A 13,802-nucleotide genomic window follows, 5' to 3' on the forward strand; every position below is an offset into this window, starting at 1 on the left:
TAAATCTAAATAAATAGATTTACAAGTTATATTGTAAAAAGTAAATATTTACTTGAATTAATATTTATCAACATTTGTATATGTTTTCTATATATACAAAGTATATAAAATACTTTACATTATGTTTAAGTTGTTAAATTATTCTGTTAATTAGTTAAAAAGAAAAATGTAAACGTTTTATTAGGGGGGAGAAAGTATGGAGAAGTTATTTTTAAAAATATGTTTTTTTGCATTAGTGACCGTATGTTCATTCGCAGCGAAAATATCATACGCTGAAGAGAGGCAACAAAATAATTATCCTATCATATTGGTGAATGGATTTGCTGGATGGGGGAAAAAAAAAATGCTTGGCGTAAAATATTGGGGTGGTGTTCATGATACACAGGAAGATTTGAAACGAAATGGTTATACGGTACATACCGCAACTGTTGGACCTGTTTTTTAAGTACTGGGATCGTGCATGTGAATTGTATGCACAAATTAGCGGTGGGACAGTAGACTATGGTGCAGTCCATGCTGAGAAACATGGACATAATCGTTTTGGCAGAACTTATAGTGGTTTTGCGCCGAATTGGAGTGAAACAAATAAAGTTCATTTAGTTGGACATAGCATGGGTGGACAAACGATTAGAACATTAGTACAGCTATTAAAAGAAGGTAGTTTTGAAGAAAAGAATTATGTGAAAAATCACCCAGACACCAAAATATCACCACTATTTGAAGGCGGAAAATCATATGTTCATAGTGTTACAACATTAGCAACCCCTCACAACGGTACAACACTTGCGGATGGTAGTCTTCTACTGCCGTTCGTTAAAGATTTACTCATTACAACTGCAAGCTTTGGGGGAAACAATAATTTATCATTATATGATTTTAAATTGGATCAATGGGGTATAAAGAAGAATGCTGGAGAGTCCTTTTTCCAATATAGTAATCGTATTCTAAATAGTTCACTTTGGAAAAATACAAAAGATATAAGTCAATGGGATTTAAGTACAGATGGTGCAAAGGAGTTAAATAATTGGGTAAAGACGCAACCAGATGTGTATTATTTATCATATAGTGGACATGCATCACAAGCAGCACCTATAACAGGTTTACATTTGCCTCATATAACGATGAATAAAGTGTTAATGGGAAATGCATTTTTCTTAGGTTCTTATGCGAGATATGAAGAAAACCGTCCGCTAGTTGATACTTCTTGGTGGCAAAATGATGGTGTAGTAAATACAAATTCTATGATTGCACCATCTTCTAATGTTACTGTAAATAATAATGAGTCATTACAGATTGGAAAATGGAATCATATCGAAACGAAAGCGAATTGGGACCATCTCGACATGGTAGGGTTAAGTGTTTCAGACTCGTTAGGTTTTTCTAGCATTCAAGAGTTTTATAGAACAATTGCTGAAAAGCTATCACGTTTACCGAAATAGGTAATAATAAAGCGCTCTCGATGGAATTCGAGAGCGCTTTATATTATATTGAAAGAGGGATTTGGTAGAAAAATATGGGGGGATATTATGAAAATTCAAGTTGTATTATCGGGATACGGAACAGTAGGTAGAGAGTTTATAAAATTATTAAATGAAAAATATTCATATATATATGAAACATATGGGATTCAATTAGTTGTAAGCGGCGTATTAGGGAGAAATATCGCAATACATAATGAAGAAGGCTTATCTCTTCATCATTTATTGATGTATGGTGGCGGTACCGCTGCAATTGAAAAATATTTAGAGTATCATCCGAAGGAACGTGCAACAACTAGCATAAGTGGTACTGTATTGGTAGAATCAACAGTTACAAATCTTAAAGATGGAAATCCAGGGAAACAATATATGAAACAAGCGATTGAAAAACAGATGGATATAGTAGCAATTTCTAAAGGTGCGCTCGTTACAAATTGGAGAGAAATAAATGAAGCAGCAAAAGGCGCAAATATACGAATTCGATATAGCGGTGCAACAGCCGCTGCACTACCGACACTAGATATCGGACAATTTAGTTTAGCCGGTTGCAGTATTGAAAAAATAGAAGGAATATTAAATGGAACAACTAATTATATTCTTACGAAAATGTATGAGGAAGATATGACGTTTGAAGAAGCATTGAAAGAAGCACAAAATAAAGGAATTGCTGAGACAAACCCTATATTAGATATAAGTGGTTCAGATAGTGCGTGTAAATTGTTACTTTTGACAAACAGCTTAATGGAAACAGAGAAAACACTTACTGATATACATATAAAAGGAATCGAGCACGTTACAAAACAGCAAATTCGAAATGCTAAGGAACAACATAAAATTATTAAATTAATAGCATCAATATATAAGGATGAGGGAGGCAATGTGAATTTAAATGTTGAACCGTGCCAAATAGAAAAAGATCATCCATTAGCAAAAGTAAATGGAACCGAAAAAGGAATTACGTTCTTTACAGATACGATGGGACAAGTTACTACAATTGGTGGGGCTTCTAATCCAAGAGGCGCTGCAGCTGCAGCTTTAAAAGATGTAATAAACTTATATCGAAAAGATTTGTAAGACCGTACCGCCCTTTATAAAAAATACATATGCCGTGGACCTTTTGAGAATGAAATAAATATGCAAAAATGATTGCAGGGGGTAAGAAATTGTTTAAGGATTTTAAAGTTGTTAAAGAACGTCCCGTTTATATTCAATTGAAAGATTATTTGAAGAAAATGATTATGAAAGGGCATTTGCTCGGGGATCAAAAAATCCCATCAACAAGGGAACTAAGTGAATTACTAAGTGTGAGTAGAAACACTGTACTCGCTGCTTATGCAGATTTAGAGCAAGAAGGACTCATTTATGCAGTTAAAGGAAAAGGGAACTTTGTTGCCAAGGTGGATATATCTAACACTTCGTCTGTTAAAATAGATTGGAAAAATAAACTTAATACAGTGACCGCATTAGCGGACGAATTAGATTTAATGAAACATGGTGTTCGTTGGGAAAAGGGAATGATTGTTTTTAATAGTATAGCCCCGGATGAGAAGCTATTTGATGTTGAAAATTTCAAAAGAGCTTTTCTTACTCGTATGTCCATTGAAGGGGACATCGTATTGAACTACGGATATGCAAAGGGATATAGACCGTTAATGAATTATTTACTTCATTACATGGAAATGAAAGGTGTAGACATTTCGAATAAAGATATTCTAATTACAAATGGATTTACAGAAGGATTGGATATTGTACTCTCTTCTTTATCAAAAAAATCCGGTCGTGTCATTTGTGAGAATCCAACTCACCATGCTGCACTTAAGCTTTTCCGTTTACATGGACTTGAAGTTCATGGGATTGATATGCATGAGGATGGTATTGATACGAATGCAGTTGAAAAAAGTTTGCGTGAAAAAGATTTTGAGTTTGCTTATTTAATTCCTTCTTATCATAATCCAACCGGTATTGTTACGAGTTCAGAGAAAAGAACGGAATTGATGAGGTTATTCTCAAAATACAACGTTCCTATTATAGAGGACGGATTTAATGAAGAATTACGTTATTCAGGTTCACATTTAGCTCCATTATTAACTTTTGCGGGAGCTGGCAATAATGTGATTTATATTAGTAGCTTTTCAAAGGTACTTTTCCCTGGTTTACGTGTAGGCTGGATTATTGCAGATAAAGAGCTGATTCATTATTTAGAAAGCGTAAAAAGAGCAAGAACGATTCACACATCTACGCTAGATCAAGCTGTTCTGTTTCAATATTTACATGAGGGATATTTTGAAAAATATTTAAAAAAGGCAAGATCTGTTTATAAGAAAAAATATGAGTTAGCTGTCGGGGCATGTAACCAGTACATTCCTTTTAAAAGAATGACTGGAGATGGTGGGCTGCATTTATTTATAGAGCTAGAAGAGCATATGAATGCCCGCACACTTTTACAAAAGTGTTATGAGAAAGGCGTTACGTTTTCACCTGGAGATGTTTTTTACTCTGATGGAGAAGGAGCAAACACTTTCCGATTAGGGTTTTCGCGCTTGAAAGAAGAAGAAATAGTTCGTGGAATTAAAATAATTGGTGATACATTAAAAAATGAAATTTGGAGTTGAGAAAATGAAAATCGGTGTTATTATGGGCGGGGTATGCGTCTGAAAAACAAGTTTCAATTATGACGGGGAATGAAATGATTGCTCATTTAGATAAAAATAAGTATGAAATAGTTCCAATTACATTAAACGAAAAAATGGATTTAATTGAAAAAGCGAAAGACATTGACTTTGCATTGCTCGCATTACACGGAAAATACGGAGAAGATGGGACAGTTCAAGGAACACTGGAGAGTTTAGGGATTCCTTATAGCGGAAGTAATATGTTATCTAGCAGTATATGTATGGATAAAAATATTTCGAAAAAGATTTTACGTTATGAAGGTGTAGAAACACCAGATTGGATTGAACTTACAAAAATGGAGGATCTAAATCTTGATGAGTTAGATAAGTTAGGATTTCCATTAGTGGTAAAACCAAACTCTGGCGGATCGAGTGTCGGGGTGAAAATCGTTTACAATAAAAATGAACTGATCTCAATGCTAGAAACTGTATTCGAATGGGATTCTGAAGTAGTAATTGAGAAGTATATAAAAGGTGATGAAATTACATGTTCTATTCTGGATGGAAAACAGTTACCTATAGTTTCAATTCGACATGCAGCCGAGTTCTTTGATTACAATGCAAAATATGATGATACTAGTACGGTTGAGGAAGTTATCGAACTTCCAGCACAAATTAAGGAACGTGTAAATAAAGCTTCACTGACTTGTTATAAAGCATTAAAATGTAGTGTTTATGCAAGAGTTGATATGATGGTGAAGGACGGAATCCCATATGTAATGGAAATTAATACATTACCAGGGATGACACAATCAAGTTTATTGCCAAAAAGTGCAGAAGCAGCGGGGATTAGTTATAGCAAACTATTAGATATGATTATTGAAACATCATTAAAAGTTAGAAATGAAGAAGGGTTTTAAGGAGATTATATAACGAATTCTTTTGACAGTTTCACGAAGTATGCTATGATGAATACATTATAAAAACAAAATATTCATCCACTAGGGGGGCCTTTTATAGGCTGAGATCAAATGTGATTTTGAGACTCTTAGTACCTGATCTGGTTAATGCCAGCGTAGGGAAGTGGGAAAGACGTTGCTATTTAATGAGTAAATAAATACTGTCAATTTCACTTTCTTTACGCCTGTAAAGAAAGTTTTTTTATTTTACAGCTTTAATAATTGTGGATAAATACTTATATTTTATACATTATTGGAGGGATTTAAATGACTTTTTCACAATCATTACGTAAAGAAGTAGATTCAATTTGGGAAGCGAGTTTTAACCATCCTTTTGTAAAAAAACTTGGTGAAGGAACGTTAGATTTAGCTAGTTTTCGTTATTATGTGCTTCAAGATTCGTATTATTTGAGTCATTTTGCTAGAGTACAAACTTTAGGAGCTGCAAAAGCTCTTGAATTAGAGACGACAGCTCGTATGGCACATCATGCTCAAAATACATATGAAGCAGAGTTATCTTTACATGAGAATTTTGCTAAAAAACTAGGGATAACGAAAGAAGAAAAAGATAATTTTATTCCTGCGCCAACTGCATATGCGTATACTTCACATATGTATCGTGCTGCGTATGAAGGGCATTTAGGAGATATCATTGCAGCAATTTTACCTTGCTATTGGTTGTATTATGAAATTGGCGAACGCTTAAAAGAGTGCCAGCCGGAAGAGCCAATTTATAACGAATGGATTTCTGCTTATGGATCTGATTGGTTCCGTACGCTAGTTGAAGAACAAATTACACGTTTAGATACTATCGCTGAAAAAGTAACAGAGGCAGACCGCAAACGTATGAAACAGCATTTTATTATTAGCAGTCAATATGAATATTCATTTTGGGAAATGGCTTATACATTAGAAAAGTGGCCAGTGGATACAGACGTAAAAGACGTAATTGGATAAAGAATAGAAGTAATGTTATAGATAGGTCTGGATCATACCTATCTATATATTTTTTCTTGTCAAATTTGCGTAAAGTTATTAGTGCTACGGATATGGCGAAATAGAATATCGATAATTTAGCTCATTTACTTGTCTACGCATTAACTGGATAAACTTCTGTCACATTTATTTTACAATTAAAGAACGTAAATGTTGGGGGTATGAAGTTAAATAAGAAAAGAAACCCGAGCTATTAGCTGTAACGGAGTTGTTTTTTCTTCGCAGGAATTCCTAAATTATCATGGAGTGTTGTTAATACGATATGCAAATATGCATATCGTATTTTTTTGAGTTCTTTATGTGTTAAAATTAGATATAAAGATATGAAAATATAAAGAAGCAAAAGCAGGAATATCCAATGAATTTTGAGAGGTGTTATATGTTTACAAATAAGAAATTAATTCGATTTGGTTTATCGTTGTTTGTATTTTTAGGGATAATTAATTTTACAATCAGCTATTTCCAAACATATCTTGAAACAGCAGCAGATATTAAATGGGTAATTCCAGAAATTTGGAAAACTATTTTGCTAGATGTTCCTCAAGGTATACTTGTTCTTTTAGGCGCAATTGCTTTATATGATTTCACAAAAGAGGCATCACAAAAAGACGCATCAATCTAAGTGTGTCTTTTTTCTATTAGGAATTTCATAGAGAGTTTTGCTGGAGAAATAGAATTCATATTTTTTAATTTTTATTTATCCCGCTATTTGCCAGGCAGTAAGCCCCCCACCTCAAAATTCAGCGGAAGCAAAGAAGTTAGGTAGGGGATGAACAAAACCCCACTGATTAAAGTTTCACTTTATAAAAATGAGCCCATAGCAAAAATAGGTATATGAACAAGGTGCATCATTTAGTGATAAGTCATACTTTGTTGGTGTACGTATTGAACTTAGTTTGTAGCGCTATTCCTACTTAGATGTAACGAACAGAAACATAGGGAAGCATCGATGAGGTTGTATTTTATAAACGGAGGTTATGAAAATGAATCAGTTTCAACAAGAACTACAAGCGCTAAGTCTTAATGATTACCGATCTGGAAATATTGTCTATTGGGACCAGCAAAACCAATATCCATATTACTATATTGAAGATGCTGCTCGTCGCTGTGGCGGTTGTGGTCGTTGTGGCGGTTGTGGTGGAGGTCGTTGTGGCGGATTTCGTTGTGGTGGATTCCGTTGTATTGGTTGCTTCGGTTGTTTTGGTTGCGGAAGTTGCGGAGGTTGTGGCGGCTGTGGTGGTTGCTCTAACTGTTTTGATGGTTTTACTGATACTACCGGTACTATTGTAACGTATGAATATTAATTACATTTATCCCATTATTTGCGGGCAATAAAATCTTCCTTAAAATTCAGAGAGAGCAAAGAGAAGTTAGGTGGCGGACTGTCCATAAAAGCCCGATTGGTGAGAGCTGATTAAAGCTTCACTTTATCAATTAAAAAACATTAGTTTTATATATGTACTTGCCGACAAAGAATATAGCCATTATTAATGGATATATTCAGTCATTCAAGTGAAAGAGTAACAATAAGATATATAGATGTAATTAACAGGTGATGGATAAAGCAATGACTAGATTTAAAATCTAATCATTGCTTTTTTCTTATGGTTTTATCATCAAATATCTGTCTGGTTTAGGGATTGATTTCTTCTAGCTAATGAATTTATTACAACTTTGTAAGGTTAATGTAATGTTAATCGATAGTAAATGAAGATGCTTGAGTGTAATTTAAATAAGATTAAAAAGTACTGTTTATCTATACAATAATCGGATAAATAATATGTAATTAGGAAGTGTATGAATATGATTGAACTAAAATCTATTATCCATTCGTATAAACTAAAGAGAAAAATAGCTAAAGATTTATACGGAAAAAGAGATGAATTGACACTGTTATTAAATGAATTTAATAAAATGAAATGTACAGTAACATCTGAAAAGAAGAAAAACAATATATTATCTCGTTTGCAACTAATTTATCAAAATATGAAATTAGATAAGCAGTATCCTCTATCAGTTGCTTTTGATAGTAAATTATTGGAGCGATTAGAAAAAGAACCTCTACATACTATTGAGGATGGTGTAACATGTTTACATCTAATGTTAGATGTGAATTATGAGAAAATAAAACAATATGGTTCGAGTACAAGTAGGTCATTTGTTCCATTATCGCAGTCTTCTATTTGTCTTGCTGATTGTATTTGTTTAACAGGAGTTGTAGTAGGTTTACTAGGAGCAATTTCATTTGGGGGATTACTGTTATCTATATGTTCAATTACATAAAGGTTGATATTTGTAAAAAGGGCACCGAATTAAGGTGTTCTTTTTTGGTTTTTTTGTAAAGATATTGTAAATGATAAGTACAATGCATTAAGTATAATGTATAATTCGAATGTATTGAAATTCAAATATAATAGAGGTGTTATACATGATAATTACTTTGAATTTTTAAAAGAGTCGGTTTGATAATAATTTATGTAGATAAACAGTTTTTACGTTTTTTTTAAATACTTGGTTTAAATGGATTAGATTAAGTAACTATTGTTCTAGCTTTTTGATAATCAAGACAACTGAAGAAAGGAAGCAATCATTTTATGAAAAAATTAAGGCTGCTAACATTTGAAAATATAGTAGAACCCCTTTTAAATGAAAAGGTATCATTTATATACTTTCCTATTGAATGGCTGGACATCGTAGAGATACATTATAAGACATTTTTATTAACGAGTAAGTTGAAACGTTTGAATGAAAGATTGTATGATATGTTTTCGGATATATTGTTTATTCAGCATAACCCGTACGTATTAAATGAAAATACACCATGGATTGTATCGAAAGAACCTATTAGACCAGAGCAGCTCGATTATATTTTTCAAAGTTGGTATGAGATTATTCATGATTGGAAACCAAATAGATTAGTAGAACCACCAAAATATGAATGGCAATCCGATTTGATTTCTCATTTGCCAGTACTACATGATAATGAAACGTATTCTAAGTGGGTGCCCGCTTTAATCTCACATATTTTTTGTGAGCGTCCTATATATTTAGAAAATACAAATGCAGAAGAAATCTATTTTTCCCCTCTTAGATCACAAAATATTTGTGAGGCGATGTCAGGGCCGATAAAAGATGAAAAAACACAAGATTTTTTCTCCTATGTATATCGATTCGAATGCATAACCCGCGGTGGTGAGAACGCTCCATTATTAAATATTTCAATAGGGATTCGGAGATTTTATCAAGAATATAAGATGTTGGGTCAAACAAACCTTGATATAACAACGTTTGTTTGACTTATTTTTATAAAATGCAAACATTTTGCAAACATAAGTTATCCAAAGATACTTTTACCGAAGTTTTTAACAGCTTCTTCTTGCATATTCGGTAAAACATGAGAATAGACACTTAATGTCATTGAAATATCTGTATGACCTAATCGCTCACTGATGATTTTAGGGTTAACTCCTTGTTTCAATAGTAGAGTTGCGTGTGTATGTCTTAAATCATGGAATTTAATTTCTTTTATACCTACTTTGTGTGTCATCCTAATGAAACTTTTTCTGAAATGTGCTCTTTTTATGATTCTTCCAAACTCATTACAATTTATTAAATCTTGATCTAGATAAGCAGAACCAAACCTTAATTTCTCTTTATTGATTAAAATTTTATGTTTTTTTAAGGCTGCTATTGTTTCGTTAGGTACAGGAATTGTGCGTTTTGATGAATTTGTTTTTGCAGTTTTTTTGATTTTATTGTCATGACCAGATGTTTGATTTATTGTAACAGTATGTTTTTCAAAATCAATGTCCTGCCATCGTAAACCTAGAACTTCTCCCAGACGCATACCTGTAGTTATTGCAAGTAGATATCCAATGTGATATCGTGATTCTTGTGAATGAGCTAAAAATTTTTTTACTTCTTCCTCTGTCCAAGTCTGGATAGGGGTTTTTTCTTTTTTAGGTATCTCAGCAAAATCTGCTGGATTTCGAGAAATAATATTTTGTTTTACGGCTAGGTTTAAAGCGCTCTTTAAAATTCTATGCATAAGTAGAATAGAATTGTTTGCAATCCCTTTATCTATCGCAGTCTTATAACATTTTTGAATGTGTATAACATTTAATTTATGGAGCGTAACCATTCCTATACTAGGTATAACATGTTGGTTGATAAATGCCTTATAGCCAGCAAAGGTACTCTTTTCTATGCTCATACTTTTAATTTCTAGCCAATGATTTAGATAATCTTTTAACGTAACTTTAGATGGTTCTATAAAAGTTCCTTCATTCAACTCTGTAATCTTCTTTGCCACATCGGCCTGTGCTTCTTTTCTTGTCTTATATCCAGAAAACCACTTCTGTCTTCTTTTTCCTGTCTCTGGATCCGGACCGATATCAATAACGATGCAATATTTATTTCCTCTTTTTCGAATATGTCCTTTCACTTAAAACACTCCTTCATTTTGTTTTGAATCATGTTGTATAAGTCTAGTTGTAATTTTGCTGCTATGAAAATTACATGTTTGGACATATCAGCGATGGATATATTCTACCATATATAAACAAATTCAGTTATAGGATATGATTGTCATCCAATGTTCAATAATAGTAAAATATTAATAGAATTAGATAAAGGGGGATGTAAGACTATGAGAAAATTCACAAATGATCCAGGCGGCGGTGGATGGGATATAAGTTTAGACCCTGGAACAGGCATATAGTACATAGGTGGAGCTTAACGGCTCTTTTTTTATTGTAGAAAAAAGAGCCGTTAGGCTCCCTTGAGAAACGTTGATATATAACGATTTTAAAACTTTCTCAATAAGAATCAGATAACTACACGACTGAATTTTGGAAAAAATGTGATATTATGAAAATAATAAAATAAACGGACGTGAAAAAGACCTACGACTGTGCAAGTGGTGCTCGCAACACCCTTACACCGTCCTCCCTAAACGCGCTAGGGAAAACACTTGTCATAAGTCTCAAACATAATTATAACACATAACCTAGATATAATGGCACGTTTTCCTGTAAACATAAGACATCTAGGGTAACGTTGTCTTTTTTGTCCATAAGGAGGACAAGGATTGTGCAAGTTTTATTGGATTTAAATGACATGCAGGAGTGTCTAAAATCAAATGGTTATACAAATCGTAAATTGGCAACACGTTTTAAAGTAACGCATACAACAGTCAATAGTTATTTTAAGAAGCAAGGTAAATTTGATTTTATGCACTTGGTTGATGCGCTGAAGCTATATAAGCCTAAAAATGTTGATTTTAGAAGGGAATGCATCAAAGAGTGTATACCTACACTATCACATAAAAATTTGAAATTAGCATTAGAAGTGTTAGATATGTTTGGAGAATATGATCTTCAAGACCTAGTAATTCAACGAATAATGAGTTTTAAAACTAATAAAAATAAAAGCGAAGAAGAAAAGAAAAAAGGCAATTCAAAAACTGTAAGGATAAATTTAAATTTGGTTCCATTATACAAAACATTAAGAGAAAGAAGTGAAAATACAACTACTCCTAAGAGGTTCTTTGAGAAAGTTGATAAAATGAGAAAAAATCAAAAATACTCAGATAACGAGCTGGTAATAATATCTGTTTTAAATACAATTTACTCTTTTTTTGATTTAGGTAATTATAAGATGGTCAATGAACATATTCAGCAATTATTACCGGACATCTTGGGAATTAAATGTCATACATTAAGAGATTCTCTTTTATTAAGAATAAAAGAAATGGAAGTTTTCGTTGCACTTCACGAAAATAATTTAGACGAATCACGTGAATTATGTTTTGAAATAATAAATGATCAAAGTAATTGCTATGTCAGCACAAAGGCAGTAGCATATTGCAAAATTGGAGAAAGTTATATTTTCTCTGATTATCAAAATGCTAAAGAGTACATGGAGAAATCATTAAATATAATTGGTGTTCCAGTGAATAAAAAATTAGAAGTAAGAAGAGAAAAAGTACTTAATACACTATTATTTTTAAGAATATATCATGAAAAAGATTTACATACCATTAACCCAGAAAATCTAGATGATGCTGAAAAAGCATTCTTATATGTAAAGCTAGGTGAAAATCAAAAAGCGATTAAAATTTTACAAGCTTTACAAAATACAAATGGATATCTTAGTAGTTTTCAATTGTACTATATGGGGCTTGCGGTCGGAGGAGAAGAAGGGAAGAAATACCTAGAAATGTCTATAGAAAGTTTTTCTAAATCAGGTGATTATTTCTATATATTCCTACCAAAGACAGCATTGAAATGTTATAATTGAATTATACAAAAAGGGTGGTGAAACGCTTGAAAAATAAGCTTTTGAAAATAGTTTTCACTATTGCTACTGTAGCTTGTCTTTCTATCACAGCTTTTCAGGTGACAGAAAAAGATAAGGTGCAAAGTGCTAAAGAACAAAAAACAACTTTATATATGATTGATCCAGGCCCAGGAGGCGGGTAATTAATATAATATTAGAAATGACACTATCAAATTGGTAGTGTCATTTCTACTTTATAGGGAATGGAAACATTTTGACTGAAACGACAAAAACTTTCCACTTTAAGACGGTTAATATATAAAACAGGATGTAAGGGGAGAATTAAGGATGACGAAAGAGGAAATTGTAATCCTATTTTTAGATACTGTGAAAGAATATGCACCAGATCAATTAGAAGAATATATAGCAGAAATTAAAAAAATAGCCATTCCTAATTAAAGGGCTATTTTTCTGTTTTATTATGGAGTCTGCTAAGAGCTTGAGCGATAGCTAACATTTGTTCTAACGCCATATCTTCTTTATCCTTTGGCAGCGGTTCTAGCCATTCCATGATTTCTTTGAATTTTTTATATTTATCATCACTAGAGTCGTCATCTTTATTTTCTCCGTACAAATAATTTACAGGTACATTAAATCTCTTCGCTATCTTTTCTATGGTTTCACGACTTGGGAATGCTTTTCCATTTTCAAACTTTGAACCAGTCCCTTTAGTTAAATCCACTTCTTTTCCGAATTGTTCTTGATTCATTTTGTTATCTATTCGAATTTGTTTAATTCTATCCTTCATTTCCATATTTAAATACTCCCCTTTTTACGATATATCGTAAATTACGTTAATTACATTATAAAGTTTCCTAGCAAGAAACGTAAAGAGTAAAAAAAGTTTCCTTCTCTGAAATTTTTTTGTTAAAAACACTTGAAGTTTCATGTTATGAAACTTATAATGAGTTTGTAAGCATCAGAAGGGAGTGATCAGATGCAAAATCAAAAACAACTAACGGCACTTCAAAAAGCTTTTGAAGATTCTGGTCTTAAATATCATGAATTAGCTAATATGGTTGGTATATCAAAGTCTTACTGCTATAAAATTATAAATTATAATCTAAGAGTTTATTATGATGTAGCTGTAAAAATATCAAATGTTTTAGGTAAAGAAACCGACATTCTATTTAATGAACAGGAAAAAAAATTTGAATATGAAGTTTCATTGAGTGAAACTAAAGGGGGTGAAAAAAATGAGCCAATTACAAGTTTTGCAACATCCAGTAAATGAGTTTGTTTTTATGGAAGGGAATTAAGTTGTTCATGATGGTGGAAAGAAACTTTTCGCAGCAACTTGGAGAGACGTAAAATCAGCGTTTGCAGTAAACAGTTATTGCAACATTTTACAGAAAGATTTCAATGAAGAGATATCATACATAAAAGCATGACGGCCAAGGTTAGTATGATTATCCATC

The 13,802-nt window shown here is 32.5% G+C and carries 12 protein-coding genes, 3 pseudogenes and 1 riboswitch; of the genes and pseudogenes, 13 read left to right on the plus strand and 2 right to left on the minus strand.

Annotated elements, in window-relative coordinates; all coding sequences use genetic code 11:
• Positions 1-196: 196 nt before the first annotated feature.
• The 9 genes and pseudogenes from BC_RS12750 to BC_RS12790 all read left to right on the plus strand — a co-directional run bounded on the left by BC_RS12750 (position 197) and on the right by BC_RS12790 (position 9,341).
• Positions 197-1,439: pseudogene (locus tag BC_RS12750) on the plus strand (esterase/lipase family protein).
• An 87-nt stretch (positions 1,440-1,526) separates the two neighbouring features.
• On the plus strand, positions 1,527-2,552 hold the full coding sequence (locus BC_RS12755; protein ID WP_000701770.1) for a homoserine dehydrogenase: 1,026 nt from the start codon (positions 1,527-1,529) through the stop codon (positions 2,550-2,552).
• An 89-nt stretch (positions 2,553-2,641) separates the two neighbouring features.
• Positions 2,642-4,090 carry a PLP-dependent aminotransferase family protein gene (locus BC_RS12760; RefSeq protein WP_000471646.1) on the plus strand — a complete coding sequence of 483 codons (1,449 nt, stop codon included), beginning with the start codon at positions 2,642-2,644 and terminating at the stop codon, positions 4,088-4,090.
• A gap of 4 nt (positions 4,091-4,094) precedes the next feature.
• A pseudogene (locus BC_RS12765) lies at positions 4,095-5,010 on the plus strand (D-alanine--D-alanine ligase).
• A gap of 73 nt (positions 5,011-5,083) precedes the next feature.
• Positions 5,084-5,189, plus strand: a riboswitch (TPP riboswitch).
• A 127-nt stretch (positions 5,190-5,316) separates the two neighbouring features.
• Positions 5,317-6,006, plus strand: a complete 690-nt coding sequence (gene tenA / locus BC_RS12770; RefSeq protein WP_000144509.1) for a thiaminase II — start codon at positions 5,317-5,319, stop codon at positions 6,004-6,006.
• A gap of 397 nt (positions 6,007-6,403) precedes the next feature.
• The gene (locus tag BC_RS12775; RefSeq protein WP_002082716.1) at positions 6,404-6,667 is read left to right on the plus strand and encodes a DUF3937 domain-containing protein; all 264 of its coding nucleotides are present in this window, start codon (positions 6,404-6,406) and stop codon (positions 6,665-6,667) included.
• 361 nt (positions 6,668-7,028) lie between these two features.
• Positions 7,029-7,349: a heterocycloanthracin/sonorensin family bacteriocin gene (locus tag BC_RS12780; RefSeq protein ID WP_001071366.1), complete on the plus strand. Its 321-nt coding sequence runs from the start codon at positions 7,029-7,031 to the stop codon at positions 7,347-7,349.
• A 493-nt stretch (positions 7,350-7,842) separates the two neighbouring features.
• Positions 7,843-8,328 (plus strand): hypothetical protein, encoded by a 486-nt coding sequence (locus tag BC_RS12785; RefSeq protein ID WP_002041181.1) that lies wholly within the window; start codon positions 7,843-7,845, stop codon positions 8,326-8,328.
• Between the two features lie 311 nt (positions 8,329-8,639).
• Positions 8,640-9,341, plus strand: a complete 702-nt coding sequence (locus tag BC_RS12790) for a pPIWI_RE module domain-containing protein (RefSeq protein WP_000736202.1) — start codon at positions 8,640-8,642, stop codon at positions 9,339-9,341.
• A 38-nt stretch (positions 9,342-9,379) separates the two neighbouring features.
• Here BC_RS12790 and BC_RS12795 read toward each other — a convergent pair whose 3' ends face one another.
• Positions 9,380-10,489 (minus strand): tyrosine-type recombinase/integrase, encoded by a 1,110-nt coding sequence (locus tag BC_RS12795; protein WP_000675870.1) that lies wholly within the window; start codon positions 10,487-10,489, stop codon positions 9,380-9,382.
• A 647-nt stretch (positions 10,490-11,136) separates the two neighbouring features.
• On the opposite strand from BC_RS12795, the gene BC_RS12800 reads away from it, so the two are divergent.
• Positions 11,137-12,345, plus strand: a complete 1,209-nt coding sequence (locus tag BC_RS12800; RefSeq protein WP_001197707.1) for an AimR family lysis-lysogeny pheromone receptor — start codon at positions 11,137-11,139, stop codon at positions 12,343-12,345.
• Positions 12,346-12,371: 26 nt separating this feature from the next.
• Positions 12,372-12,527, plus strand: coding sequence for a hypothetical protein (locus tag BC_RS12805; protein ID WP_000791664.1), 156 nt, complete (start codon positions 12,372-12,374; stop codon positions 12,525-12,527).
• A 260-nt stretch (positions 12,528-12,787) separates the two neighbouring features.
• On the opposite strand, the gene BC_RS12810 is transcribed toward BC_RS12805, so the two are convergent.
• Positions 12,788-13,138, minus strand: a complete 351-nt coding sequence (locus tag BC_RS12810; protein WP_000425254.1) for a helix-turn-helix transcriptional regulator — start codon at positions 13,136-13,138, stop codon at positions 12,788-12,790.
• Between the two features lie 183 nt (positions 13,139-13,321).
• Between BC_RS12810 and BC_RS12815 the strand changes: the two genes are divergently transcribed.
• Together BC_RS12815 and BC_RS28200 are read left to right on the plus strand one after the other, a co-directional pair.
• Positions 13,322-13,618 (plus strand): helix-turn-helix domain-containing protein, encoded by a 297-nt coding sequence (locus BC_RS12815; protein WP_001180928.1) that lies wholly within the window; start codon positions 13,322-13,324, stop codon positions 13,616-13,618.
• Positions 13,619-13,673: 55 nt separating this feature from the next.
• A pseudogene (locus BC_RS28200) lies at positions 13,674-13,775 on the plus strand (ORF6C domain-containing protein); the annotation flags it as partial.
• Positions 13,776-13,802 lie beyond the last annotated feature (27 nt).

Source organism: Bacillus cereus ATCC 14579 (assembly GCF_000007825.1).
Classification (GTDB): domain Bacteria; phylum Bacillota; class Bacilli; order Bacillales; family Bacillaceae_G; genus Bacillus_A; species Bacillus_A cereus.

Coding starts and splice junctions, on each gene's coding strand:
- BC_RS12755 (WP_000701770.1), top strand. CDS start 1,527: ATGAAAATTCAAGTTGTATTATCGGGATACGGAACAGTAGGTAGAGAG.
- BC_RS12790 (WP_000736202.1), top strand. CDS start 8,640: ATGAAAAAATTAAGGCTGCTAACATTTGAAAATATAGTAGAACCCCTT.
- tenA (WP_000144509.1), top strand. CDS start 5,317: ATGACTTTTTCACAATCATTACGTAAAGAAGTAGATTCAATTTGGGAA.
- BC_RS12780 (WP_001071366.1), top strand. CDS start 7,029: ATGAATCAGTTTCAACAAGAACTACAAGCGCTAAGTCTTAATGATTAC.
- BC_RS12785 (WP_002041181.1), top strand. CDS start 7,843: ATGAATATGATTGAACTAAAATCTATTATCCATTCGTATAAACTAAAG.
- BC_RS12775 (WP_002082716.1), top strand. CDS start 6,404: ATGAATTTTGAGAGGTGTTATATGTTTACAAATAAGAAATTAATTCGA.
- BC_RS12815 (WP_001180928.1), top strand. CDS start 13,322: ATGCAAAATCAAAAACAACTAACGGCACTTCAAAAAGCTTTTGAAGAT.
- BC_RS12810 (WP_000425254.1), bottom strand. CDS start 13,138: ATGGAAATGAAGGATAGAATTAAACAAATTCGAATAGATAACAAAATG.